We start from the raw sequence: 24,345 nt of genomic DNA on the forward strand, positions 1-24,345 counted from the left end.
ATGGATCGAATTCATGTCACCGGGATGCGTTTTTATGGATACCACGGTGTATTCGCAGAAGAGACAAAACTGGGTCAACGCTTTAATGTCGACTTATCGATCGGACTTGCATTGGCAGAAGCCGGTCGAACAGATGATTTGACGAAAAGCGTCAATTACGCTGAATTGTATGAAGCGACGAAACGTGTCGTCGAAGGAGAACCGCTCCAACTCGTCGAAGCCTTGGCGGATCGTATTGCTAAAGCCGTCTTTGCATTAGACGAACGGATTGAAGAAGCATCAATTAAAGTCATCAAACCGGATCCACCGATTGCCGGGCACTATGAACATGTGGCGGTCGAGATCAATCGACTCCGGGAGGATTATGTATGAAGTACGCGTATATTGCACTTGGTTCAAACATTGGTGATAAAGCGGCTCATTTAAGAGCGGCGGTTGCGCATCTGAGAGCATTACCGTCTGTGCACGATGTTCAAGCTTCATCGATTTATGAAACAGTACCGGTCGGTTATCTCGATCAGGATTTATTCTATAACATGGTCGTCGCGATTCAAACGACGGACGATGCCGATGTATTGCTCGGACGATTGCAGGAAATCGAACAGCTTGAAGGACGCAAGCGCCTATTTAAAAATGGACCGCGGACGCTCGACTTAGATATTTTGCTGTATGCGGAAGAACAAATTGATTTAGAAGGATTAACCGTTCCGCATCCACGGATGCAAGAGCGGGCGTTCGTCCTCGCGCCATTACGTGAACTTGCTGCAGAACAAATCGTTCCTGGTCTTGGACAAAGTGTCGAGCAGCTGTATGAGCAGTTACCAGAGTCGGAACGAAACGGTGTGCGACGGTTAGGTGGTCTTTTAGAAGCGGAGGAACAGTAATGGAATGGAACATTGGTGATATCAAATTAAAAAATCAGGTCATCTTGGCACCGATGGCAGGCGTCTGTAATCCGGCGTTTCGTTTGATCGCAAAAGAATTCGGTGCAGGACTTGTCTGTGCCGAGATGGTCAGCGATAAGGGAATCTTGTACGAGAACGAACGGACGCTTCAGATGCTCTATGTCGATGAACGCGAAAAACCACTCAGTCTTCAAATCTATGGTGGTTCAAAAGAGACGCTTGTTCAAGCCGCGCAATATGTCGAGGCGAACACGAATGCCGATATCATTGATATCAATATGGGATGTCCGGTCCCGAAAGTCACGAAGAGTGATGCCGGAGCAAAATGGCTACTTGATCCAGGTAAGGTCTATGAGATGGTCCATGCGGTGACGCAAGCAATCGATAAACCAGTAACAGTCAAGATGCGGACCGGGTGGGACAGTCATCACATCTATTGTGTGGATAACGTCAAAGCAGCAGAAGCAGGTGGCGCGAAGGCAGTTGCCATTCACGGACGGACACGTTCGCAAAAATATGAAGGTGTCGCAGACTGGAACATCATCGGTGAAGCAAAAAAAGCGGTCAATATTCCAATCATCGGAAACGGGGATGTTCAAACCCCACAAGATGCCAAACGAATGATTGATGAGATTGGTGTCGACGGTGTTATGATCGGACGGGCAGCACTCGGTAATCCATGGATGCTGTATCAGACAATCCAGTACCTTGAATCAGGAACGCTTCCGCCAGAACCAACAGCACGCGAGAAGATTGATATTTGTCTTTTACATGCTACGCGTTTAGTCGCTTTAAAAGGAGAAGAACTCGCAGTACGCGAAATGCGGACACATGTCGCGTGGTACTTGAAAGGGATGAAAGGAAACGGTCGTGTGCGCAACGCGTTATTCAATATCGAGACGCACGACGGACTCGTTGAACTCTTACAGCAGTACTTACAAACGCTCGAAGAAGACGTAGCATATGCCTAACAGGTAAAGTATAGTCGGACAGAGTTGTTTTGTGGTACGCTAGTTGCATTGAAGATGAGCGTATCGGTTTTCTAAAGGGCTGTCGGTCATTCCGGCAGCTTTTTATTCGAGGGAATCGTCGTGAACCATTATTAAAAGGAGTGAAGACAGTGAGTCAGGATATGGAAATGAACGATCAAATGCAGGTGCGTCTCGGTAAGATGAACGCCATGCGTGAACAAGGTCTCGATCCATTCGGCGCACGTTTTGAACGTTCGACGGATACCGCGAGCATTCGTGCATCATTTGGTGAACATACAAAAGAAGAATTGGCTGAACTGAAACCGGAAGTAGCGATCGCAGGTCGTGTCATGACGACGCGTCGTAAAGGGAAGGTTGGCTTTACGAACGTTCAGGATGTTCAAGGTCAAATTCAGTTGTATGTCCGTAAAGATGATGTTGGGGAAGATGCCTATGAAATTTATAAGACATGTGACTTAGGTGACATCGTCGGAATTCAAGGATACGTGTTTAAGACAAATGTTGGTGAACTCTCTGTTCACGTCACAGCATTTACGTTATTAACAAAAGCACTACGTCCACTTCCAGATAAATATCACGGATTAAAAGATATCGAACAACGTTATCGTCAGCGTTACCTCGACCTCATTACAAACCAAGAATCACGTGAGACATTCATCGCACGTAGTAAAGTCATTCGCGGTATTCGTCAATATCTTGATAACTTAGGATACTTGGAAGTCGAAACACCAATGTTGCATACGATCGCGGGTGGAGCGTCGGCTCGTCCGTTCATCACGCATCATAATGCACTCGACATGACGCTTTACATGCGGATTGCGATTGAACTCCATTTGAAACGTTTGATCGTCGGTGGACTTGAGAAAGTCTACGAAATCGGTCGCGTGTTCCGTAATGAAGGAATCTCAACGCGTCATAACCCAGAATTTACGATGATCGAACTCTATGAAGCGTATGCGGACTATAAAGACATCATGAATTTAACAGAGAACCTGATTGCTCATGTTGCGCAAGAAGTACTCGGTACGACTCAAGTCACTTATGGAGAAGACATCATTGATCTATCTGTGGGTTGGAAACGTGCGCACATGGTTGATCTCGTTAAAGAAGCAACAGGTGTCGACTTCTTTGAACAGATTTCAAATGAACGTGCTCTTGAACTCGCGCGTGAGCATGGTGTTGAGGTCCAGTCGCATATGACGACAGGACACATTCTAAATGAATTCTTCGAGCAAAAAGTAGAAGAAACATTAGTTCAACCAACATTCGTCTATGGTCATCCTGTTGAAGTATCACCATTAGCGAAGAAAAATCCTGAAGATCCACGCTTTACGGATCGCTTTGAATTATTCATCGTCCGTCGTGAACATGCGAATGCCTTCACGGAGTTGAACGATCCAATCGATCAACGTGAACGGTTCGAAGCGCAACTTGTCGAGAAAGAAGCCGGTAACGATGAAGCGCATGAAATGGATACAGACTTCATTGAAGCACTCGAATATGGTATGCCGCCAACAGGTGGTCTTGGAATCGGGATCGATCGTCTCGTCATGTTATTGACGAACGCACCATCGATTCGTGATGTGTTACTCTTCCCAACGATGCGTCACCAACAAAATTAATGAATGAAGCTCCGTTCTTTCTATACTGTATAGAAGGAACGGGGCGTTCTTTTTGAAGAGAACGTAAGCATAATCAAGTTGAAAAACGGGTAAATAAAAGTTTTTAAATGTTTTTCTAATAAAACGCTTGTACGATTCGAAAAGCCATGGTATATTACTTCTTGTGCCGCGAATGGTCGTGACACACAAAAATAAATATCAAAAAAGTTGTTGACAATCGAGTTGATAACTTGGTAAGATATTAAAGTCGCTGAAAACGACACGACGAACTTTGAAAACTGAACGATGAGGCAAAAATCGTATTCTACGGAATACAAAAACGAATGAAGCGCAAGCTTCGTCAATCGTGACTTCGGTCACACAACGAGCAAGTCAAACACTTCATGGAGAGTTTGATCCTGGCTCAGGACGAACGCTGGCGGCGTGCCTAATACATGCAAGTCGAGCGCAGGAAACTGACGGAACTCTTCGGAGGGAAGGCAGTGGAATGAGCGGCGGACGGGTGAGTAACACGTAAGGAACCTGCCTCAAGGATTGGGATAACTCCGAGAAATCGGAGCTAATACCGGATAGTTCAACGGACCGCATGGTCCGCTGATGAAAGGCGCTCCGGCGTCACCTTGAGATGGCCTTGCGGTGCATTAGCTAGTTGGTGGGGTAACGGCCCACCAAGGCGACGATGCATAGCCGACCTGAGAGGGTGATCGGCCACACTGGGACTGAGACACGGCCCAGACTCCTACGGGAGGCAGCAGTAGGGAATCTTCCACAATGGACGAAAGTCTGATGGAGCAACGCCGCGTGAGTGATGAAGGTTTTCGGATCGTAAAACTCTGTTGTAAGGGAAGAACACGTACGAGAGGTAATGCTCGTACCTTGACGGTACCTTACGAGAAAGCCACGGCTAACTACGTGCCAGCAGCCGCGGTAATACGTAGGTGGCAAGCGTTGTCCGGAATTATTGGGCGTAAAGCGCGCGCAGGCGGCCTTTTAAGTCTGATGTGAAAGCCCCCGGCTCAACCGGGGAGGGCCATTGGAAACTGGAAGGCTTGAGTACAGAAGAGAAGAGTGGAATTCCACGTGTAGCGGTGAAATGCGTAGAGATGTGGAGGAACACCAGTGGCGAAGGCGACTCTTTGGTCTGTAACTGACGCTGAGGCGCGAAAGCGTGGGGAGCAAACAGGATTAGATACCCTGGTAGTCCACGCCGTAAACGATGAGTGCTAGGTGTTGGGGGGTTTCCGCCCCTCAGTGCTGAAGCTAACGCATTAAGCACTCCGCCTGGGGAGTACGGCCGCAAGGCTGAAACTCAAAGGAATTGACGGGGACCCGCACAAGCGGTGGAGCATGTGGTTTAATTCGAAGCAACGCGAAGAACCTTACCAACTCTTGACATCCCATTGACCGCTTGAGAGATCAAGTTTTCCCTTCGGGGACAATGGTGACAGGTGGTGCATGGTTGTCGTCAGCTCGTGTCGTGAGATGTTGGGTTAAGTCCCGCAACGAGCGCAACCCCTATCCTTAGTTGCCAGCATTTAGTTGGGCACTCTAGGGAGACTGCCGGTGACAAACCGGAGGAAGGTGGGGATGACGTCAAATCATCATGCCCCTTATGAGTTGGGCTACACACGTGCTACAATGGACGGTACAAAGGGCAGCGAGACCGCGAGGTGGAGCCAATCCCATAAAGCCGTTCCCAGTTCGGATTGCAGGCTGCAACTCGCCTGCATGAAGTCGGAATCGCTAGTAATCGCAGGTCAGCATACTGCGGTGAATACGTTCCCGGGTCTTGTACACACCGCCCGTCACACCACGAGAGTTTGCAACACCCGAAGCCGGTGAGGTAACCGCAAGGAGCCAGCCGTCGAAGGTGGGGTAGATGATTGGGGTGAAGTCGTAACAAGGTAGCCGTATCGGAAGGTGCGGCTGGATCACCTCCTTTCTAAGGAAAACGTCCCTTACGGGACATGCCCATCGTTCAGTTTTGAGAGCTCGTCTCTCACGTCTCGAAAGAGACACTCGCACCTTGAAAACTGAAGACATCAACAAGACATCAAACTTTTAATTAACCATGTCATTTAAGACGTGTGTTCTTAGAATACCAACGCTAGATCAAGGTATGAAGGGCGTACGGTGGATGCCTTGGCACTAGGAGCCGATGAAGGACGCGACGAACAGCGATATGCTTCGGGGAGCAGTAAGTATGCTTTGATCCGAAGATTTCCGAATGGGGGAACCCACCATCTGTAATGGGATGGGACATGTTACGTGAATACATAGCGTAGCGTGAGGCAGACCCGGGGAACTGAAACATCTAAGTACCCGGAGGAAGAGAAAGCAAATGCGATTCCCTGAGTAGCGGCGAGCGAAACGGGAACAGCCCAAACCGGAGAGCATGCTCTTCGGGGTTGTAGGACACTCTATACGGAGTCAAAAAGGAAGACAGTAGGTGAAGGACCTGGAAAGGTCCGCCGAAGAAGGTGACAGCCCTGTAGCTGAAACTGTTTTCCCTCCAGAGTGGATCCTGAGTACGGCGGGACACGTGAAACCCCGTCGGAATCCGGGAGGACCATCTCCCAAGGCTAAATACTCCCTAGTGACCGATAGTGAACCAGTACCGTGAGGGAAAGGTGAAAAGCACCCCGGAAGGGGAGTGAAATAGATCCTGAAACCGTATGCCTACAAGTAGTCAGAGCCCGTTAACGGGTGATGGCGTGCCTTTTGTAGAATGAACCGGCGAGTTACGATAACGCGCGAGGTTAAGCCGATGAGGCGGAGCCGTAGCGAAAGCGAGTCTGAACAGGGCGTTCAGTGCGTTGTCGTAGACCCGAAACCAGGTGATCTACCCATGTCCAGGATGAAGGTCAGGTAACACTGACTGGAGGTCCGAACCCACGCACGTTGAAAAGTGCGGGGATGAGGTGTGGGTAGCGGTGAAATGCCAATCGAACCTGGAGATAGCTGGTTCTCCCCGAAATAGCTTTAGGGCTAGCCTCGAGGTTGAGAGTTCTGGAGGTAGAGCACTGATTGGACTAGGGGCCCCCACAGGGTTACCGAATTCAGTTAAACTCCGAATGCCAGCAACTTATACTCGGGAGTCAGACTGCGAGTGATAAGATCCGTAGTCAAGAGGGAAACAGCCCAGACCGCCAGCTAAGGTCCCAAAGTGTATGTTAAGTGGAAAAGGATGTGGCGCTGCCTAGACAGCTAGGATGTTGGCTTAGAAGCAGCCACCATTCAAAGAGTGCGTAATAGCTCACTAGTCGAGTGGCGCCGCGCCGAAAATGTAACGGGGCTAAACATACCACCGAAGCTGCGGATTCCGTAAGGAATGGTAGGGGAGCGTTCCAAACCGCTGTGAAGCTGTACCGGAAGGAGCAGTGGAGCGTTTGGAAGTGAGAATGCCGGTGTGAGTAGCGAAAAGAGGGGTGAGAATCCCCTCCGTCGAAAGCCCAAGGTTTCCTGAGGAAGGCTCGTCCGCTCAGGGTTAGTCTGGACCTAAGCCGAGGCCGAAAGGCGTAGGCGATGGATAACAGGTTGATATTCCTGTACCGCCGATCCACCGTTTGAACAATGGGGGGACGCAGGAGGATAGTGACGCATGCGGATGGAAGTGCATGTGCAAGTTTCAAGACCGTCTGATTGGCAAATCCGTCAGGCATCAAAGTCAAGGAACGATGCGGAGTCCCGTAGGGACGTAGGTCACGATTTCACACTGCCAAGAAAAGCCTCTAGTGAGGGGGAAGGCGCCAGTACCGTAAACCGACACAGGTAGGCGAGATGAGAATTCTAAGACGCGCGGGATAACTCTCGTTAAGGAACTCGGCAAAATGGTCCCGTAACTTCGGGAGAAGGGACGCTCTACATGAGTAGAGCCGCAGTGAATAGGCCCAAACGACTGTTTAGCAAAAACACAGGTCTCTGCTAAATCGCAAGATGACGTATAGGGGCTGACGCCTGCCCGGTGCTGGAAGGTTAAGGGGATGGGTTAGCGCAAGCGAAGCTTTGAACCGAAGCCCCAGTAAACGGCGGCCGTAACTATAACGGTCCTAAGGTAGCGAAATTCCTTGTCGGGTAAGTTCCGACCCGCACGAAAGGCGTAACGATTTGGGCACTGTCTCAACGAGAGACCCGGTGAAATCATAGTACCTGTGAAGATGCAGGTTACCCGCGACAGGACGGAAAGACCCCATGGAGCTTTACTACAGCCTGATATTGAGGCTTTGTGCATGATGTACAGGATAGGCGGGAGACGTCGAGCCCGGAGCGCCAGCTTCGGAGGAGTCACCCTTGGGATACCGCCCTTCATGCATAGAGTCTCTAACTCGCAGCCGTAATCCGGCTGGAGGACCGTGTCAGGCGGGTAGTTTGACTGGGGCGGTCGCCTCCTAAACAGTAACGGAGGCGCCCAAAGGTTCCCTCAGAATGGTTGGAAATCATTCGTAGAGCGCAAAGGCAGAAGGGAGCTTGACTGCGAGACCTACAAGTCGAGCAGGGACGAAAGTCGGGCTTAGTGATCCGGTGGTTCCGCATGGAAGGGCCATCGCTCAACGGATAAAAGCTACCCTGGGGATAACAGGCTGATCTCCCCCAAGAGTCCACATCGACGGGGAGGTTTGGCACCTCGATGTCGGCTCATCGCATCCTGGGGCTGGAGTAGGTCCCAAGGGTTGGGCTGTTCGCCCATTAAAGCGGTACGCGAGCTGGGTTCAGAACGTCGTGAGACAGTTCGGTCCCTATCCGTCGTGGGCGCAGGAAATTTGAGGAGAGCTGTCCTTAGTACGAGAGGACCGGGATGGACGCACCGCTGGTGTACCAGTTGTTCCGCCAGGAGCATCGCTGGGTAGCTACGTGCGGACGGGATAAATGCTGAAAGCATCTAAGCATGAAGCCCCCTCCAAGATGAGATTTCCCTTTGAGTAATCAAGAAAGACCCCTCAGAGACGATGAGGTAGATAGGTCACGGGTGGAAGCATGGCGACATGTGGAGCTGAGTGATACTAATCGGTCGAGGCCTTGTTCTAGCAGATGCTTGTTGATGACTTCAGTTTTGAGGGCGCGAGCCTTTCAAAAAAACGAAAAAAAGTCTTGACGTTATGCGAACATAATGTTAAGATAATAAATGTCTGGTGGCGATAGCCAAGTGGTCACACCCGTTCCCATGCCGAACACGGAAGTTAAGCACTTGAACGCCGAAAGTAGTTGGGGGCTTCCCCCTGTGAGGATAGGACGCTGCCAGGCGTACATATGGAGGATTAGCTCAGCTGGGAGAGCACCTGCCTTACAAGCAGGGGGTCGGCGGTTCGATCCCGTCATCCTCCACCATTTTTATTACACTTGCCGGTGTAGCTCAGCTGGTAGAGCAACTGACTTGTAATCAGTAGGTCGCGGGTTCGACTCCTGTTGCCGGCACCATCTTTATCTTCAATGATCACCAGAATTCAATTATGAATGAAGGTTCTACCTTTTATATCCCTGCCGGGGTGGCGGAACTGGTAGACGCACAGGACTTAAAATCCTGCGGGGGTTTCCCCGTGCCGGTTCGATTCCGGCCCTCGGTACCATTTTCATTTTGATGTTTGCTGTTTGATCCTTATATTCCGCACCCTTAGCTCAGCTGGATAGAGTACTTGACTACGAATCAAGGGGTCGGGAGTTCGAATCTCTCAGGGTGCATTTTCGGGAAGTAGCTCAGCTTGGTAGAGCACTTGGTTTGGGACCAAGGGGTCGCAGGTTCGAATCCTGTCTTCCCGACCATCTTCAATTTCATCCCTTTAATGGGGCCTTAGCTCAGCTGGGAGAGCGCCTGCCTTGCACGCAGGAGGTCAGCGGTTCGATCCCGCTAGGCTCCACCATTTTTATGACGAACTTTGAAAACTGAACGATGAGGCAAAAATCGTATTCTACGGAATACAAAAACGAATGAAGCGCAAGCTTCGTCAATCGTGACTTCGGTCACAACAACGAGCAAGTCAAACACTTTATGGAGAGTTTGATCCTGGCTCAGGACGAACGCTGGCGGCGTGCCTAATACATGCAAGTCGAGCGCAGGAAGCTGACGGAACTCTTCGGAGGGAAGGCAGTGGAATGAGCGGCGGACGGGTGAGTAACACGTAAGGAACCTGCCTCAAGGATTGGGATAACTCCGAGAAATCGGAGCTAATACCGGATAGTTCAACGGACCGCATGGTCCGCTGATGAAAGGCGCTCCGGCGTCACCTTGAGATGGCCTTGCGGTGCATTAGCTAGTTGGTGGGGTAACGGCCCACCAAGGCGACGATGCATAGCCGACCTGAGAGGGTGATCGGCCACACTGGGACTGAGACACGGCCCAGACTCCTACGGGAGGCAGCAGTAGGGAATCTTCCACAATGGACGAAAGTCTGATGGAGCAACGCCGCGTGAGTGATGAAGGTTTTCGGATCGTAAAACTCTGTTGTAAGGGAAGAACACGTACGAGAGGTAATGCTCGTACCTTGACGGTACCTTACGAGAAAGCCACGGCTAACTACGTGCCAGCAGCCGCGGTAATACGTAGGTGGCAAGCGTTGTCCGGAATTATTGGGCGTAAAGCGCGCGCAGGCGGCCTTTTAAGTCTGATGTGAAAGCCCCCGGCTCAACCGGGGAGGGCCATTGGAAACTGGAAGGCTTGAGTACAGAAGAGAAGAGTGGAATTCCACGTGTAGCGGTGAAATGCGTAGAGATGTGGAGGAACACCAGTGGCGAAGGCGACTCTTTGGTCTGTAACTGACGCTGAGGCGCGAAAGCGTGGGGAGCAAACAGGATTAGATACCCTGGTAGTCCACGCCGTAAACGATGAGTGCTAGGTGTTGGGGGGTTTCCGCCCCTCAGTGCTGAAGCTAACGCATTAAGCACTCCGCCTGGGGAGTACGGCCGCAAGGCTGAAACTCAAAGGAATTGACGGGGACCCGCACAAGCGGTGGAGCATGTGGTTTAATTCGAAGCAACGCGAAGAACCTTACCAACTCTTGACATCCCATTGACCGCTTGAGAGATCAAGTTTTCCCTTCGGGGACAATGGTGACAGGTGGTGCATGGTTGTCGTCAGCTCGTGTCGTGAGATGTTGGGTTAAGTCCCGCAACGAGCGCAACCCCTATCCTTAGTTGCCAGCATTTAGTTGGGCACTCTAGGGAGACTGCCGGTGACAAACCGGAGGAAGGTGGGGATGACGTCAAATCATCATGCCCCTTATGAGTTGGGCTACACACGTGCTACAATGGACGGTACAAAGGGCAGCGAGACCGCGAGGTGGAGCCAATCCCATAAAGCCGTTCCCAGTTCGGATTGCAGGCTGCAACTCGCCTGCATGAAGTCGGAATCGCTAGTAATCGCAGGTCAGCATACTGCGGTGAATACGTTCCCGGGTCTTGTACACACCGCCCGTCACACCACGAGAGTTTGCAACACCCGAAGCCGGTGAGGTAACCGCAAGGAGCCAGCCGTCGAAGGTGGGGTAGATGATTGGGGTGAAGTCGTAACAAGGTAGCCGTATCGGAAGGTGCGGCTGGATCACCTCCTTTCTAAGGAAAACGTCCCTTACGGGACATGCCCATCGTTCAGTTTTGAGAGCTCGTCTCTCACGTCTCGAAAGAGACACTCGCACCTTGAAAACTGAAGACATCAACAAGACATCAAACTTTTTATAACCATGTCATTAGACGTGTGTTCTTAGAATACCAACGCTAGATCAAGGTATGAAGGGCGTACGGTGGATGCCTTGGCACTAGGAGCCGATGAAGGACGCGACGAACAGCGATATGCTTCGGGGAGCAGTAAGTATGCTTTGATCCGAAGATTTCCGAATGGGGGAACCCACCATCTGTAATGGGATGGGACATGTTACGTGAATACATAGCGTAGCGTGAGGCAGACCCGGGGAACTGAAACATCTAAGTACCCGGAGGAAGAGAAAGCAAATGCGATTCCCTGAGTAGCGGCGAGCGAAACGGGAACAGCCCAAACCGAAGAGCATGCTCTTCGGGGTTGTAGGACACTCTATACGGAGTCAAAAAGGAAGACAGTAGGTGAAGGACCTGGAAAGGTCGGCCGAAGAAGGTGACAGCCCTGTAGCTGAAACTGTTTTCCCTCCAGAGTGGATCCTGAGTACGGCGGGACACGTGAAACCCCGTCGGAATCCGGGAGGACCATCTCCCAAGGCTAAATACTCCCTAGTGACCGATAGTGAACCAGTACCGTGAGGGAAAGGTGAAAAGCACCCCGGAAGGGGAGTGAAATAGATCCTGAAACCGTATGCCTACAAGTAGTCAGAGCCCGTTAACGGGTGATGGCGTGCCTTTTGTAGAATGAACCGGCGAGTTACGATAACGCGCGAGGTTAAGCCGATGAGGCGGAGCCGTAGCGAAAGCGAGTCTGAACAGGGCGTTCAGTGCGTTGTCGTAGACCCGAAACCAGGTGATCTACCCATGTCCAGGATGAAGGTCAGGTAACACTGACTGGAGGTCCGAACCCACGCACGTTGAAAAGTGCGGGGATGAGGTGTGGGTAGCGGTGAAATGCCAATCGAACCTGGAGATAGCTGGTTCTCCCCGAAATAGCTTTAGGGCTAGCCTCGAGGTTGAGAGTTCTGGAGGTAGAGCACTGATTGGACTAGGGGCCCCCACAGGGTTACCGAATTCAGTTAAACTCCGAATGCCAGCAACTTATACTCGGGAGTCAGACTGCGAGTGATAAGATCCGTAGTCAAGAGGGAAACAGCCCAGACCGCCAGCTAAGGTCCCAAAGTGTATGTTAAGTGGAAAAGGATGTGGCGCTGCCTAGACAGCTAGGATGTTGGCTTAGAAGCAGCCACCATTCAAAGAGTGCGTAATAGCTCACTAGTCGAGTGGCGCCGCGCCGAAAATGTAACGGGGCTAAACATACCACCGAAGCTGCGGATTCCGTAAGGAATGGTAGGGGAGCGTTCCAAACCGCTGTGAAGCTGTACCGGAAGGAGCAGTGGAGCGTTTGGAAGTGAGAATGCCGGTGTGAGTAGCGAAAAGAGGGGTGAGAATCCCCTCCGTCGAAAGCCCAAGGTTTCCTGAGGAAGGCTCGTCCGCTCAGGGTTAGTCTGGACCTAAGCCGAGGCCGAAAGGCGTAGGCGATGGATAACAGGTTGATATTCCTGTACCGCCGATCCACCGTTTGAACAATGGGGGGACGCAGGAGGATAGTGACGCATGCGGATGGAAGTGCATGTGCAAGTTTCAAGACCGTCTGATTGGCAAATCCGTCAGGCATCAAAGTCAAGGAACGATGCGGAGTCCCGTAGGGACGTAGGTCACGATTTCACACTGCCAAGAAAAGCCTCTAGTGAGGGGGAAGGCGCCAGTACCGTAAACCGACACAGGTAGGCGAGATGAGAATTCTAAGACGCGCGGGATAACTCTCGTTAAGGAACTCGGCAAAATGGTCCCGTAACTTCGGGAGAAGGGACGCTCTACATGAGTAGAGCCGCAGTGAATAGGCCCAAACGACTGTTTAGCAAAAACACAGGTCTCTGCTAAATCGCAAGATGACGTATAGGGGCTGACGCCTGCCCGGTGCTGGAAGGTTAAGGGGATGGGTTAGCGCAAGCGAAGCTTTGAACCGAAGCCCCAGTAAACGGCGGCCGTAACTATAACGGTCCTAAGGTAGCGAAATTCCTTGTCGGGTAAGTTCCGACCCGCACGAAAGGCGTAACGATTTGGGCACTGTCTCAACGAGAGACCCGGTGAAATCATAGTACCTGTGAAGATGCAGGTTACCCGCGACAGGACGGAAAGACCCCATGGAGCTTTACTACAGCCTGATATTGAGGCTTTGTGCATGATGTACAGGATAGGCGGGAGACGTCGAGCCCGGAGCGCCAGCTTCGGAGGAGTCACCCTTGGGATACCGCCCTTCATGCATAGAGTCTCTAACTCGCAGCCGTAATCCGGCTGGAGGACCGTGTCAGGCGGGTAGTTTGACTGGGGCGGTCGCCTCCTAAACAGTAACGGAGGCGCCCAAAGGTTCCCTCAGAATGGTTGGAAATCATTCGTAGAGCGCAAAGGCAGAAGGGAGCTTGACTGCGAGACCTACAAGTCGAGCAGGGACGAAAGTCGGGCTTAGTGATCCGGTGGTTCCGCATGGAAGGGCCATCGCTCAACGGATAAAAGCTACCCTGGGGATAACAGGCTGATCTCCCCCAAGAGTCCACATCGACGGGGAGGTTTGGCACCTCGATGTCGGCTCATCGCATCCTGGGGCTGGAGTAGGTCCCAAGGGTTGGGCTGTTCGCCCATTAAAGCGGTACGCGAGCTGGGTTCAGAACGTCGTGAGACAGTTCGGTCCCTATCCGTCGTGGGCGCAGGAAATTTGAGGAGAGCTGTCCTTAGTACGAGAGGACCGGGATGGACGCACCGCTGGTGTACCAGTTGTTCCGCCAGGAGCATCGCTGGGTAGCTACGTGCGGACGGGATAAATGCTGAAAGCATCTAAGCATGAAGCCCCCTCCAAGATGAGATTTCCCTTTGAGTAATCAAGAAAGACCCCTCAGAGACGATGAGGTAGATAGGTCACGGGTGGAAGCATGGCGACATGTGGAGCTGAGTGATACTAATCGGTCGAGGCCTTGTTCTAGCAGATGCTTGTTGATGACTTCAGTTTTGAGGGCGCGAGCCCGATCGTCTGGTGACGATAGCCAAGTGGTCACACCCGTTCCCATGCCGAACACGGAAGTTAAGCACTTGAACGCCGAAAGTAGTTGGGGGCTTCCCCCTGTGAGGATAGGACGTTGCCAGGCACTTGACCGATCTGCAGATTGCAGGTCGGTCTTTTTGTGTTTTCTAAAAAGCCTTATCAGTTGCATTTCTTTTTTTAGATGATTACTATTAAATCAAACAATAGTCAAAGATGGTCAGAGAGGTGGTGCCAATGCAAAACATCACAGATATCATCGAAGCCTATTTAAAGCAAATTTTACACGACGAAAAGACGATTGAAATCAAACGTCAAGAAATTGCACAGCGTTTTGACTGTGTTCCATCACAAATCAACTATGTCATTAATACTCGTTTTACGGTCGAAAAGGGTTATTTTGTTGAAAGTAAACGGGGTGGCGGTGGATACATTCGGATCCAAAAAATCGTTGTGCTCGATAGTCACGATCTATTGGATGAAGTCAGTTCATGGATTGGTGATCATTTGACGGAACAAGCTGCAGAAGATTATTTGATTCGTTTGATGAACGAACAATTACTGACGCGGCGGGAAGCTATTTTGATTCAATCGCTGTTGCAAAAAGAGAGTTTGCCAATGGCGGTCGAAGATCAACACCGGATGCGTGCCCACTTGATGCGGACGCTTCTTCAAACCATGAAGCGACTCTAGTCGTCGGACATTGGAGGAATGCACTATGCGTTGTCAACGATGTGGCGAACGAGAAGCAATCGTCCGTGTCAAACTTCCACAAGAATCGGAAACCGATGAGAAGTTCTTATGCTCGGTTTGTGTGCGGGAGTTAGCACGTGAATATCAAGGGACGGCATGTCCGTCTTGCGGTATGACCCGTCAACAATTGCTTCATCTTCGTAAAGTCGGTTGCCCGACTTGTTATTCATTTTTTAAAGACGAAGTCGACGGCATGGTTCGTCAATTCCAACACGGTCATACGCAACATTATGGCTCACGACCTGATGAGGAATCCGTTGAAAAACGATTGAATCAGCAGCTCAGTCGGCTTAAAGAACAATTAAATCGCAAGATCTTAGCAGAAGACTATGAAGAAGCAGAAGTCATAAAACAACAGATTGAGAGTGTCGAGGAGGATTTGCGTCATGTTTGAAGAGTTGCTCCAACACCCTTTAAGCGAATCGATGAACCAATCTTCTCCCTTTGACGACATCGTCGTTTCGACACGTATCCGATTAGCACGTAATACGACACGTTATCCGTTCTCAACGATGTTGTCAGAGCAACAGGCAAATGCATTAATTGAAGAGACAGAACGCCAACTCAACGGAATGAAAGGCTTCCGGTTTGGTCGTGTTGATCAAGCGGATGTACTGACGCGAACCGCTTTAGTAGAAAAGCATCTGATCAGTCCAGCGTTAGCGAGTCATCCGCGAACAGGTCTTTTCATTAGTGAAGATGAGCAGATTAGTGTCATGGTGAATGAGGAGGATCATTTCCGCATTCAGACGCTCTCGCCAGGGCTACAGCTTGAAGAAGCATTTCGCATCGCAAAACAAGTCGATCGTTTGATTAGCGAACGCTTTAAGATTGCTTTTGATGATACGCTTGGTTATTTAACGACATGTCCGAGTAATGTTGGAACAGGTCTCCGTGCTTCCGTAATGTTGCACTTACCAGGACTCGTCCTGACGAATCAGATTCAAGGCTACATCAAACACTTACGGCAACTTGGATTCGCGATTCGTGGGCGCTACGGCGAGGGAAGTGATGCTTCTGGTCGCATGTTCCAGCTTTCGAACCAACGGACGCTTGGGGCAAGTGAGGATATGCTGATCACGGACTATCAATTTGCGGTCGAAGCATTAATTGAAGCAGAACAAGCAGCAAGAAAAGGATTATTGGAGATGTATCAAGAAGAACTAGAGGACAGACTATATCGTTCCTACGGTATCCTGACCTCAGCTCGATTGATTACAGCTCGAGAAGCGACGGAACGACTATCGGATGTTCGCTTAGCAGATAGTCTGGGACTAGAGGTCAATCTTCCTCCAAATCTTTTTCATCAACTGCTCGTTTCGTTACAAACAGGTTTTCTACAAAAGCATTTCGGGAAACAATTAACATCTAGAGAACGGGACATCGAACGGGCGAAACGGATCCGAACGATGTTAACCGAACAGACAAACAGGGATCACACACAAGGAGGTTTTGCATAATGATGTTTGGACGATTCACAGAACGTGCACAACGTGTATTGGCACTTGCTCAAGAAGAGGCAGTACGGTTGGGGCACCATAATATCGGAACAGAACACATTTTACTCGGACTTGTACGTGAAGGGGACGGAATCGCTGCGAAAGCATTAACAGCACTCGGTCTCAGTTCAGATAAAATTCAGATGGAAGTCGAAGCATTGATCGGTCGAGGACAAGATGGTGCGACGACGATTCACTATACACCACGTGCGAAAAAAGTCATTGAGCTATCAATGGATGAGGCACGTAAACTTGGTCACTCTTACGTCGGGACAGAACACCTCTTACTCGGTTTGATTCGAGAAGGAGAAGGCGTTGCTGCTCGTGTCTTGAATAACTTAGGCATCAGTCTTTCAAAAGCTCGTCAGCAAGTACTCCAGCTGCTTGGGAACAGCGAAACAACAGCAAACGCATCGCAAGCAGGTTCAGGTGTCGCAACACCAACACTTGATGGTCTTGCTCGTGATTTGACGCAACAGGCGCGTGAAACACGTCTTGACCCAGTCATTGGTCGTGCGAAAGAGATTCAACGCGTCATCGAAGTCTTGAGCCGCCGGACGAAAAATAATCCAGTCTTGATCGGGGAACCAGGGGTCGGTAAAACGGCTGTCGTTGAAGGTCTTGCTCAACAAATCATCAACAATGAAGTACCGGAGACGTTACGTAATAAACGCGTCATGGTACTCGACATGGGGACACTCGTCGCTGGTACGAAATACCGTGGTGAGTTCGAAGATCGTTTGAAAAAGGTCATGGATGAGATTCGTCAAGCTGGTAACATCATTCTCTTCATCGATGAGTTGCATACATTGATTGGAGCAGGTGGAGCAGAAGGTGCGATCGATGCATCGAACATCCTTAAACCATCACTCGCACGAGGCGAGCTACAGTGTATCGGAGCTACGACGCTTGATGAGTACCGGAAGTACATCGAAAAAGATGCGGCACTCGAACGTCGTTTCCAACCGATCCAAGTCGCAGAGCCAACGACAGATGAAGCAACACAAATCCTATTCGGTCTCCGCGATCGTTATGAGGCTCACCACCGTGTAACGATCACAGACGAAGCAATCCAAGAAGCCGTTACATTGTCAGATCGATACATTTCGGATCGGTTCCTTCCGGATAAAGCGATCGATTTGATCGATGAAGCGGCATCAAAAGTTCGTTTACGCTCGTATACAGCGCCACCGAACTTAAAAGAAGTCGAAGCAAAACTTGAAGGTATCCGTAAAGACAAGGACGAAGCTGTCCAGAGTCAAGAGTTCGAAAAAGCAGCAAGCCTTCGTGATACGGAGCAAAAATTACGTGATGAGCTTGAGCGTTTGAAAGAGGAATGGCAGAATAAACAGGGCAACGAAAAACTTGAAGTCACAAAAGATGATATCGCCCAAGTCGTTGCTAACTGGACAGGTGTACCGGTCACGAAGATCGCGGAAGAAGAGACGGATCGTCTTCTTCGCCTCGAAGAAATCCTTCACGATCGTGTCATCGGTCAAAATGAAGCCGTTAAATCGATCTCAAAAGCGATCCGTCGCGCACGTGCTGGACTCAAAGATCCAAAACGTCCGATTGGTTCGTTCATCTTCCTCGGCCCTACAGGGGTTGGTAAAACAGAGCTCGCACGTGCAGTTGCGGAAGCAATGTTCGGAGATGAGGATGCGATCATCCGGATCGACATGTCAGAGTATATGGAGAAACATGCAACGAGTCGTCTCGTCGGTTCACCTCCAGGGTATGTCGGTTACGAAGAAGGCGGTCAACTGACAGAAAAAGTTCGCCGGAAACCATACTCGGTCATCTTACTTGATGAAATCGAGAAGGCGCACCCAGAAGTCTTCAACATTCTCTTACAAGTACTTGATGATGGACGCTTGACGGACTCGAAAGGTCGGACGGTCGATTTCCGAAATACGATCATCGTCATGACATCGAACGTCGGTGCAAGTGCCCTTAAACGTAATAAATATGTCGGATTCGCTGTTTCGGAAGATACGGATCGCGAATACAAAGACATGAAAGATAAAGTCATGGAAGAACTCAAACGGGCGTTCCGTCCAGAGTTCTTGAACCGGATTGATGAAACGATCGTCTTCCATTCACTCGAGAAACAACACATCGAAGAGATCGTGAAGTTGATGGCGAAAACCCTTGAAAAACGTTTGGCTGAGCAGGAAATTCATTTCGAATTGACACCAGCTGCCCTTTCGAAGATCGCCGATATCGGATACGATCCAGAGTACGGTGCACGTCCAATCCGTCGTGCCCTTCAACGGGAAGCGGAAGACCGGTTGTCAGAAGCATTGCTCGCAGGCGATATCCAAAAAGGAGAACATGTTGCGCTTGATGTCGAAGAGAACGAATTTATTGTTCGTCGGAATCACGTAAGTTCTGCCGCAACGGAATAAGCACTGAGCACAGGGCCAGCTTTCGCACTTTCTGAGCGAAGCTGGTCCTTTTTTTGAAACAGAAAGGATGAATCGATTGGCTAAGTTAAAAACAAAGTTTGTCTGTCAAAGCTGTGGAACCGAATCACCGAAATGGATGGGACGGTGTTCCGGATGTGGGGAATGGAATACGATGGTCGAAGAAGTCGTCGAAGAGAAAAAAGGACGACGCGGTGCCGCTTTCGTTCATACGACGACAAAGCAATTAAAACCAGAACGTCTCGCGAACATCGTCTCGCAAGAAGAGAGTCGCGTCTTTACCGGAAGTGGTGAATTCGACCGTGTCCTTGGTGGAGGTATCGTTCCCGGTTCGATGGTTCTCGTTGGAGGAGACCCGGGGATCGGGAAATCAACGATTTTACTACAGACGAGTGCTCGTCTTGCCCAACGCGGCGAAAAAGTGCTTTACATCTCAGGGGAAGAATCGCTCAAACAAACAAAACTGCGCGCGGAACGACTCGGTTTACCGACGCAAGATTTATTTGTCCTCAGTGAGACGGACATGAATATGATTGAGCGCGTCGTTGATGAAGAACAGCCACGTTTTTTAATCATCGACTCGATTCAAACCGTCTATATTGATGAAATCCAGTCAGCGCCAGGAAGCGTAACACAGGTACGCGAATGTACGGCAATGCTCATGAAAATTGCAAAGAGTCGTGGTATCGCGATCTTCATCGTTGGTCACGTCACAAAACAAGGTTCAATTGCCGGCCCTCGTTTGCTTGAACACATGGTCGATGCTGTATTGTACTTTGAAGGCGAACGTCATCACACGTTTCGGATTTTGCGTGCCGTTAAGAACCGATTTGGTTCGACGAATGAGATCGGGATTTTTGAGATGCGGGAGTCGGGGCTCGAAGAGGTCCTCAACCCATCAGAAATTTTCCTCGAGGAGCGGACATCCGGTGTATCCGGTTCGACGATCGTTGCGTCGATGGAAGGGACACGGACCGTCCTTGTCGAACTGCAGGCGTTGATTTCGCCGACATCATTTGGGAATCCAAGACGGATGGCGACCGGAATTGATCAAAATAAGGTTGCTTTATTAATGGCTGTCCTTGAGAAACGATCGGGTCTTCTTTTACAGACACAAGATGCTTACCTTAAAGCAGCGGGTGGTGTAAAGCTCGATGAACCAGCGATTGATTTAGCAGTCTGTGTCGCAATTGCTTCAAGTTTCCGTGATAAGCCAACACGTCCGACCGATGTCGTGATTGGTGAGGTCGGATTGACAGGTGAAGTTCGCCGTGTTTCGCGGATTGAACAACGCGTAGCTGAAGCCGCTAAACTTGGTTTCACACGGGCCATTATTCCGAAAAATAACTTAGGTGGTTGGACGTATCCAGACGGTATTACAGTCGTTGGTGTCGAGAGTGTCGACGAAGCGTTACGTGAAACAATCCCGTTTTAAGCTGGAATGACGCAAAAAGTGGGGGAGCTGTAATGGATATGTAAACAGTTTCCCCTCCTTCCGGCGTAGGTAGTTCAAATCAGTACATGTTACAATGAACTTAAAATAAGCAAAGGAGGTGAGAAGATTGAAAATCGTCATTCGGGTATTTTTTGCATTACTCGGACTTGCCCTCGGGATTTTGTTGCTACCTCGATTCTTCCAATTAATTGAAACGGCAACGAATACGACATTCCCAGCATGGTTGATGAGCGAATACGTAACTGGAACGATTGGTGCACTCATATTCTTATTAATTGGATTATTCATTACGGATTCGGTAATTCGACTTCTCCGATTTTTAGAAGAACGACTCGTCAAAGCCCCAGTAGCAGATCTCTTTTTTGGAACATTTGGTCTTTTGATTGGGTTGGTACTGGCATTCCTCGTCAGTACATTGATTGATTTGGTAGGTATCCCTGTCTTAAGTAATGTCTTAACGATTTTCGTGACCGCGTTATTCGGATATCTCGGCTTTACGGTCGGCTATCGTAAACGTCATGAATTGACAAAAATCTTCTTACGTAGCAACCAAAGTGAGAAAAAGGCGACACCAGAAGTGATCGTCCCAGCTAAATCAAACAGTAAGGTTCTCGATACGAGTGTCATCATCGACGGTCGGATCACGGATATCACGAAAACCGGCTTCGTCGAAGGAAAGCTGATCGTTCCGCAATTCGTCATTGGGGAGTTGCAGTACATCGCAGATTCTTCGGACACGTTGAAACGAAATCGTGGACGTCGTGGACTCGATGTCTTAAAAGAGTTACAAGAGATTCCCGGTGTTGAGGTCGAAATTTATGATGGAGATTTCGAGGATGTACCGGAAGTCGACATCAAACTGATTAAACTGGCGGAACTCGTCAAAGGGATCGTCGTCACGAACGACTATAACTTGAACAAAGTCTGTGAAGTCCGACATGTTCCTGTTCTTAACATCAATGATCTGGCGAATGCCGTCAAACAAGTCGTCATTCCAGGTGAAGAGATGACCGTCCTTGTGATAAAGGAAGGGAAAGAACAGAAGCAAGGCATCGCGTATCTCGAAGACGGAACAATGGTCGTCGTCGAAGGTGGCAAACACTTGATTTCAAAAACGATTGGTGTTGTTGTTACGAGCGTCTTGCAGACGTCAGCAGGACGAATGATTTTTGCGAAACCACAAGAAAAATGAGACACTATGCCTAGAGAGACATCGAGAGGCATTCGGATAGACCCCGTAACGGATTCGATTTCACGATCGAGTCCGTTTTCGGTGTGACGAAGTGCAGTACGATGATCAGTTTGGAAGAAAAGAGGGAAAGTGATGTCTACAGTCACGTATCGTGTCGTCATCCCCGCTGCCGGTGCTGGTAAGCGGATGGGAGCTGATCGTAATAAATTGATGCTCGAACTAAGAGACCGTCCAATCATTGCTTGGACACTAGATGTCTTCGAGGCAGATCCGGCGTGTACGGAGATCGTCCTTGCGATTAATCCACTAGAGCAGGACTGGTTTACAAGCATTACCGCGTCGTATACGACATCGATTAAACTTGTCGCGGGTGGAGCGGAGAGACAAGAAAGTGTTCTCCGTGGTCTTGAGGCACTTGAAGGGGAAGGGATCGTTTTGATCCATGATGGCGCCCGACCGTTCATTTCGCAGGATGCAATTCATGCTGTCGTACAAGCGGCGACTTTGGATCAAGCAGCGATTCTCGCTGTACCGATTAAAGATACAGTCAAACGGATCGAAGCGAACCACATCAGTGAAACGGTCCCACGTGAGCAACTGATGGCAGCCCAGACACCACAAGCGTTTGATCTTGCGACGATTCGTACGGTTCATGAAAAGGCGGCAACAAAATATCTAGGAACCGATGATGCAAGTTTGATAGAATGGGACGGAGGAAAAGTAACGATCGTCCACGGTCACTATGAAAATATTAAGATGACGACACCGGACGACTTATGGTTCGGTGAAGCGATTCTAATGAAACGAGGGAAATGATCATGATTCGAATTGGACAAGGTTTTGATGTACATGCCTTTGCAGAGGATCGGAAGTTGATTTTAGGCGGTATCGAGATTCCGCATACGAAAGGATTACTTGGTCATTCGGATGCTGACGTCTTGTTACATACGATTGCCGATGCAGCACTCGGTGCAATCGCAGCAGGCGATATCGGAAAACATTTTCCGGATACGGATCCAGAATTCAAGGATGCGGATTCAGCAAAATTACTGCAGCATGTCTATGCGCTCGTTAAACAACAAGGGTATGAGCTCGGCAACCTAGATGCTACAGTCATCGCCCAGGCACCGAAGCTTCGTCCATACATCGACACGATGCGTGCGCGGATCGCGGAATTACTCGAAGCGGACATTGAACAGATCAATGTCAAGGCAACGACGACGGAATGGTTAGGTTTTACGGGACGAGAAGAGGGAATCGCTTGTCAAGCAGTGATTCTACTGAAACGAATCGAAGAATAAGGTATACTAGATAAGCGAATTTTAGTCGAAGGAGTGATTGGCAATGGCAGAAGTACGAGTACGTTATGCCCCAAGTCCAACAGGACACTTGCATATCGGGAATGCCCGGACTGCACTATTTAACTATCTGTTTGCACGCCATTTAGGCGGTAAGATGGTATTACGAATCGAGGATACGGACCAAAAGCGGAACATCGCAGGCGGTGTAGAGAGTCAAATGAAGAATCTCGAGTGGCTCGGTGTCGACTGGGACGAAGGTCCAGGTCGCGGTGGCGAGTACGGTCCATATTCACAAATGGAGCGTCTCGATATCTATCAAAAGTATACGGATGAGTTACTTGAAAAAGGACTCGCTTACCGTTGCTACATGACATCGGAAGAGCTTGAAGCAGAACGCGAAGCACAAATTGCACGCGGAGAAGCACCACGTTATTCAGGTGCACATCGTAACCTGACAGCAGAACAAGAAGAAGCGTTCCGCGCAGAAGGTCGCACGCCATCGATTCGGATTCGTGTACCAGAAGATGTCACGTATACATGGAATGATATCGTCAAAGACGACGTCTCATTCGAGTCAAAAGATTTCGGTGACTGGGTCATCGTCAAAAAAGACGGCATTCCGACGTATAACTTTGCTGTTGTCATCGACGATCACTTGATGGCAATCAGCCATGTTCTTCGTGGTGACGATCATATTTCGAACACACCGAAACAGATGATGATCTATGACGCGTTCGGTTGGGAATATCCGACGTTCGGTCACATGACATTGATCGTCAACGAATCACACAAAAAACTCTCAAAACGCGATCACTCGATCATTCAGTATATCGAGCAATATAAAGAGCTCGGTTATCTACCGGAAGCATTGCTTAACTTCATCACGCTTCTCGGCTGGTCACCAGTCGGCGAACAAGAGATCTTCACGAAAGAAGAGCTCATCAAGATCTTTGACGCGGATCGTCTTTCGAAGAGTCCAGCTGTCTTCGACCAAAACAAACTAGCTTGGATCAACAGCCAGTACATGAAACATCAATCGTTCGAAGAAGTATTCGAAGCAAGTCTTCCGTTCCTACAAGAAGCAGGTCGCGTCGAAGCGTCACCTTCAGAAGAAGAGCTCGCTTGGGCACGTGATCTCGTTGCGTTATACCGCGAACAGATGACACATGGTGCGGAAATCGTCAAGCTTTCAGAGATGTTCTTTGAAGATGAAGTGGTGTATGATGAAGAGGCAAACACTGTCTTGAGTGGCGAGACGGTTCCGACTGTACTTGCAGAATTCGCGAACCAGTTACGTGCTTTAGAAGAGTGGACACCAGAAGCGATTAAAGCATCGATCAAAGCGACGCAAAAAGCAACTGGTCAAAAAGGGAAAAACTTGTTCATGCCAATTCGTGTCGCGACGACAGGACAGACGCATGGTCCAGAACTCCCGAACACGATTCAATTACTAGGAAAAGACCGTGTGCTTGCACGGCTTGAAGCAGAATAACGAAAGCGTAGACGAGGAAAGTAACGATG

13 protein-coding genes, 6 tRNA genes, 6 rRNA genes and 1 other annotated feature (1 of these 26 running past the window's edge) are annotated in these 24,345 nt (G+C 49.6%); all 25 genes read left to right on the plus strand.

Going from position 1 to position 24,345, the window contains the following annotated elements; genetic code table 11:
• The 25 genes from folB (at position 1) to gltX (ending at position 24,316) form a co-directional block, all read left to right on the plus strand.
• Positions 1-372, plus strand: coding sequence for a dihydroneopterin aldolase (gene folB / locus K6T22_RS00445; protein WP_238238383.1), 372 nt, complete (start codon positions 1-3; stop codon positions 370-372).
• On the plus strand, positions 369-884 hold the full coding sequence (gene folK / locus K6T22_RS00450) for a 2-amino-4-hydroxy-6-hydroxymethyldihydropteridine diphosphokinase (RefSeq protein WP_238238384.1): 516 nt from the start codon (positions 369-371) through the stop codon (positions 882-884). Before folB ends, folK begins: the two co-directional genes overlap by 4 nt.
• Positions 884-1,876: a tRNA dihydrouridine synthase DusB gene (dusB, locus tag K6T22_RS00455; protein WP_238238386.1), complete on the plus strand. Its 993-nt coding sequence runs from the start codon at positions 884-886 to the stop codon at positions 1,874-1,876. Before folK ends, dusB begins: the two co-directional genes overlap by 1 nt.
• Positions 1,877-2,037: 161 nt before the next feature.
• Complete coding sequence (gene lysS / locus K6T22_RS00460) at positions 2,038-3,519, plus strand: lysine--tRNA ligase (RefSeq protein ID WP_238239989.1); 1,482 nt, start codon at positions 2,038-2,040, stop codon at positions 3,517-3,519.
• A gap of 380 nt (positions 3,520-3,899) precedes the next feature.
• Positions 3,900-5,461: ribosomal RNA gene (locus K6T22_RS00465) — 16S ribosomal RNA — on the plus strand.
• A gap of 168 nt (positions 5,462-5,629) precedes the next feature.
• Positions 5,630-8,543 (plus strand): 23S ribosomal RNA (locus tag K6T22_RS00470).
• Positions 8,544-8,644: 101 nt separating this feature from the next.
• Positions 8,645-8,760, plus strand: a 5S ribosomal RNA gene (gene rrf, locus K6T22_RS00475).
• Between the two features lie 8 nt (positions 8,761-8,768).
• Positions 8,769-8,844, plus strand: a tRNA-Val gene (locus K6T22_RS00480).
• A gap of 14 nt (positions 8,845-8,858) precedes the next feature.
• Positions 8,859-8,934: transfer RNA gene (locus K6T22_RS00485), tRNA-Thr, on the plus strand.
• A 62-nt stretch (positions 8,935-8,996) separates the two neighbouring features.
• Positions 8,997-9,083 (plus strand) — tRNA-Leu (locus K6T22_RS00490).
• Positions 9,084-9,121: 38 nt separating this feature from the next.
• A tRNA-Arg gene (locus tag K6T22_RS00495) sits at positions 9,122-9,195 on the plus strand.
• 4 nt (positions 9,196-9,199) lie between these two features.
• Positions 9,200-9,276 (plus strand) — tRNA-Pro (locus tag K6T22_RS00500).
• Between the two features lie 22 nt (positions 9,277-9,298).
• Positions 9,299-9,374, plus strand: a tRNA-Ala gene (locus tag K6T22_RS00505).
• Between the two features lie 125 nt (positions 9,375-9,499).
• Positions 9,500-11,061: ribosomal RNA gene (locus K6T22_RS00510) — 16S ribosomal RNA — on the plus strand.
• A gap of 165 nt (positions 11,062-11,226) precedes the next feature.
• Positions 11,227-14,140: ribosomal RNA gene (locus K6T22_RS00515) — 23S ribosomal RNA — on the plus strand.
• 47 nt (positions 14,141-14,187) lie between these two features.
• Positions 14,188-14,303: ribosomal RNA gene (gene rrf, locus K6T22_RS00520) — 5S ribosomal RNA — on the plus strand.
• The 16S, 23S and 5S rRNA genes sit together here with 6 tRNA genes alongside, the layout of an rRNA operon.
• A gap of 131 nt (positions 14,304-14,434) precedes the next feature.
• Positions 14,435-14,890, plus strand: a complete 456-nt coding sequence (locus tag K6T22_RS00525; RefSeq protein WP_023466578.1) for a CtsR family transcriptional regulator — start codon at positions 14,435-14,437, stop codon at positions 14,888-14,890.
• Between the two features lie 25 nt (positions 14,891-14,915).
• The gene (locus tag K6T22_RS00530; protein ID WP_023466580.1) at positions 14,916-15,344 is read left to right on the plus strand and encodes a hypothetical protein; all 429 of its coding nucleotides are present in this window, start codon (positions 14,916-14,918) and stop codon (positions 15,342-15,344) included.
• Positions 15,337-16,410 carry a protein arginine kinase gene (locus tag K6T22_RS00535; RefSeq protein WP_238238388.1) on the plus strand — a complete coding sequence of 358 codons (1,074 nt, stop codon included), beginning with the start codon at positions 15,337-15,339 and terminating at the stop codon, positions 16,408-16,410. The genes K6T22_RS00530 and K6T22_RS00535 overlap by 8 nt, the downstream gene beginning before the upstream one ends.
• Positions 16,410-18,857, plus strand: coding sequence for an ATP-dependent protease ATP-binding subunit ClpC (gene clpC, locus K6T22_RS00540; protein ID WP_035413120.1), 2,448 nt, complete (start codon positions 16,410-16,412; stop codon positions 18,855-18,857). Before K6T22_RS00535 ends, clpC begins: the two co-directional genes overlap by 1 nt.
• Before the next feature lie 76 nt (positions 18,858-18,933).
• Positions 18,934-20,310, plus strand: a complete 1,377-nt coding sequence (gene radA / locus K6T22_RS00545; RefSeq protein WP_029343076.1) for a DNA repair protein RadA — start codon at positions 18,934-18,936, stop codon at positions 20,308-20,310.
• Between the two features lie 127 nt (positions 20,311-20,437).
• Positions 20,438-21,523, plus strand: a complete 1,086-nt coding sequence (locus K6T22_RS00550) for a PIN/TRAM domain-containing protein (RefSeq protein WP_238238390.1) — start codon at positions 20,438-20,440, stop codon at positions 21,521-21,523.
• A gap of 132 nt (positions 21,524-21,655) precedes the next feature.
• Entirely contained in the window at positions 21,656-22,339 is a 684-nt protein-coding gene (ispD, locus tag K6T22_RS00555; protein ID WP_238238391.1) for a 2-C-methyl-D-erythritol 4-phosphate cytidylyltransferase, read from the plus strand.
• A gap of 2 nt (positions 22,340-22,341) precedes the next feature.
• The gene (gene ispF / locus K6T22_RS00560; RefSeq protein ID WP_029343079.1) at positions 22,342-22,824 is read left to right on the plus strand and encodes a 2-C-methyl-D-erythritol 2,4-cyclodiphosphate synthase; all 483 of its coding nucleotides are present in this window, start codon (positions 22,342-22,344) and stop codon (positions 22,822-22,824) included.
• Between the two features lie 43 nt (positions 22,825-22,867).
• A complete protein-coding gene (gene gltX / locus K6T22_RS00565) occupies positions 22,868-24,316 on the plus strand; it encodes a glutamate--tRNA ligase (RefSeq protein WP_238238393.1) in 1,449 nt (482 codons plus the stop codon).
• Positions 24,316-24,345 (plus strand) — a binding site (T-box leader) (it continues 189 nt past the right edge of the window). It overlaps the preceding gene by 1 nt.

Origin of the sequence: Exiguobacterium acetylicum (assembly GCF_022170825.1) — a bacterium.
Classification (GTDB): Bacteria; Bacillota; Bacilli; order Exiguobacteriales; family Exiguobacteriaceae; genus Exiguobacterium_A; species Exiguobacterium_A acetylicum_B.